The following is a 2,650-nucleotide window of genomic DNA, read 5'->3' as shown; positions in this document are numbered from 1 at the left end:
ACACGCTGGCGGCCCCGTTGCCGGCGGCGTACGCGACGCGTTCCGCGCCGATCCCCAGCCGCTCGGCGAGTCCGCGCTCGGGGGTGAACTCGCGGAGCTCGACGTCCGCGTCTATCCGCTCCCCCAGCGCCTCTTCGACGTCATCCTGCGTGCCGAGCTCGTCGACGAGGCCCAGCTCGACCGCGTCCGGACCGAGGTAGACGCGTGCTTCGGTGTCGCGGATCGTCTCGGAGTCCATCTCGCGCCCCTCGCTGACGGTCTCCACGAACTGCTCGTAGTAGCCGTCGATCAGCGACTGGAGGTACTCGCGCTCCTCCTCTTCGATCTCGCGGAGGGGGACGCCGGCGTCCTTGTACTCGCCGGCGGTGAACTGCTCGTAGGAGATCCCCAGCTTGTCGGCGAGCCCCGCGGCGTTCGGCCGCGAGCCGATCACGCCGATGGATCCGACGAGACTCCCGTTGCGCGCCCACAGCTCGTCACAGCCGCTAGCGATCCAGTAGCCGCCGGAGGCGCACAGGTCCGTCGTGTACCCGACGGTCGGCCCGTCGAACGCGGCGGCCGCCCGCCGGATGTCGTCGCTCGGCACGACCTCGCCGCCGGGGGTGTTGAGCTCGACCAACAGCGCCTCGACGTTCTCGTCCTCGTCGGCGGCCTCGATCTGCTCGACGACCTCGTCGGCGGTCGCGCCCGTGGGGCCCGACAGCGGCGACGGCCGCCCGCGATCCCGTGTTATCGGGCCCGAGACCGACACCTTCGCCGTGTTGTACTCCGTCGTGTCGCCGAGGCGGCCGCGCGTGAGTCTCGCGACCAGCCGTCGTCCCGCGAGCAGCGTCGTGACTGCCGCCACGACGAGCCCGAGAAGCGCTGCGCGTCCCGCCGACCGAGGCGTGTCGTCCATACCCTCGGTTGGTGTCCCATCGGTTTATATGCTGAGCCTTCCCCGTCGACGTCGGAGATAGGGTCCGTTCTCGCCCCGGTGCCGTCGCTCTATGGCCGGCTGAAACGGGATAGAAGAACCGCGGTGTCGCCGGCTTACAGGAGGCCGGTCTTCTGCAGCTTCATGAGGTCCTCGGTGTCGAGGGTCTCGCCCTCCTTGAACTTCTGGTAGATCTCCTCGGCTTCCTCCTTCTCCTCCTCGCGCTTCTCCGCGCGCTCGTCTTTGCGCTCTTCCTCCTCCTTCTTGTCGAGCTCGCGAAGGCGCTTCTGGACGCGAACGAAGTCCTCGTGGTGGCGGTCGGCTGCCTCCTGGGCCTCGACGAAGAGGTCGTGCATCTCGTCGGCCTCGTCGCGGATGTCGTCGGCCTCGCGATACGCCTCGATCATCCGGTTGTGGTGCTCCTGGGCCTCGTCGGCGAGCTCGGTCACCTTCTGGTGGTGCTTCGACGCCTCCGAGCGGACCTCCTCGGCCTCCTCGACGAGCTCGTCGAGCTCGCTCGTGTCGTCGATCTTCTCCTTTTTGTCCGCGAGCTTCTCGCGTTTGTCATCGATCTTCTCGATGAGCTCGCGTTCGTCCTCCGCGTCGAGCACCTCCGTCTGCTGGCGGAACTCGAGGTCCTCGATCTCCTCTTTGAGCTCTTCGATGGACTTGCCGGAGCCGAGCTCCATGTCCTGTTTGAGCTCTTCGACCTCGTCGAACAGTTCGTTCGCCTTCGCGTTGAGCTCGTTGCGGCTGTCCTTGTGTTCCTGGACCTGCTCGTTGAGCTCGTCGCGTTTCTCGCGGTGTTCCTGGGCCTCGTCGACCTTCTCGCGCGTCTTCGCGTTGAGGTCGTCGCGTTTGGAGGCGCGCTCGGAGGCCATCTGGTTCAGCTCGTTGCGTCGGTCACGCAGCTGCCCGGCGCGTTTGATGAGCTGCCCTTTGGACCCGTTTTCGAGGTCGTCCTCGGAAAGGTCCACGTTATCCGCGTCGTTCATCGGCTCGATGTCGTACTGTTCGAGAACTTCGTCTTTCGTTACCATTTTTTATCTCTCCATCACCGCTCCGGATGTGGCGGCCGCTCGCCGTCGTGCGTGGGGCCGTGTATAAGAACTCCCGTTCATTTCAGCGTGCGATCCTACCAGCGCCGGAGGCGTTCTGGTATCAGGATGTACCGCGTTGTGACATATAAATACTTCGGTGAATTCGCATGAAAGCCGGTAGCACGGGCCGTGTACCTCCCGATCTCGTGAGTCGATCACACACCCCCTATCGTGGATCCGAGACGAACTCCCCCCTATCGCTGTCCCGAACGGAACACCCCACTGCGTCCACTTCGGGCCGTCGGGTCGTGGGCCGGGCCGCCCTCCTCGGTCCGCCCACCCTCATCGGTCCGGCCGCTTCCTTCATCGCCCCGATACCGCTCTACTCGCTGGCCCCGTTGACCTGATAGGAGAGCACGACCCCGTCGTCGAGTCGGTCGATCTCGGCGAGCTCCAACCGGGGGAACTCGTCGACGAACCCGTCGCCGTCGGCCAACGTCGGTGACTCGCGGCCGCCGACGATGAGCGACCCCACGTACACCTGCAGCTCGTCGACGACGCCGGCCGCGAAACACGAGAAGATCACCTCCCCGCCGCCCTCGACCATCAGCCGGTCGATCCCGTGATCGGCCAGCGCGTCCACCGCCGCGAACACGTCGACGCGCTCCTCGCGGGCGTTGATCACCTCCGCGCC

At 66.1% G+C, this 2,650-nt stretch carries 3 protein-coding genes; all 3 read right to left on the bottom strand.

Annotated features, from left to right (window positions below; all coding sequences use genetic code 11):
- A partial coding sequence (gene sppA, locus ACFQEU_RS14245; RefSeq protein ID WP_379783226.1) for a signal peptide peptidase SppA occupies window positions 1-898 on the bottom strand: 898 nt, incomplete at its 3' end.
- Between the two features lie 134 nt (window positions 899-1,032).
- On the bottom strand, window positions 1,033-1,956 hold the full coding sequence (locus tag ACFQEU_RS14240; protein WP_379783224.1) for a coiled-coil protein: 924 nt from the start codon (window positions 1,954-1,956) through the stop codon (window positions 1,033-1,035).
- A gap of 382 nt (window positions 1,957-2,338) precedes the next feature.
- The coding region (locus ACFQEU_RS14235; RefSeq protein ID WP_379783222.1) for a dihydrofolate reductase family protein at window positions 2,339-2,650 on the bottom strand (312 nt) is incomplete at its 5' end.

It is taken from the genome of Halorubrum tibetense, from assembly GCF_042661865.1.
Classification (GTDB): Archaea; Halobacteriota; Halobacteria; order Halobacteriales; family Haloferacaceae; genus Halorubrum; species Halorubrum tibetense.
The sequence above is the reverse complement of the archived record's forward strand: the minus strand, read 5'-3'. Positions and strand labels throughout refer to the sequence as shown.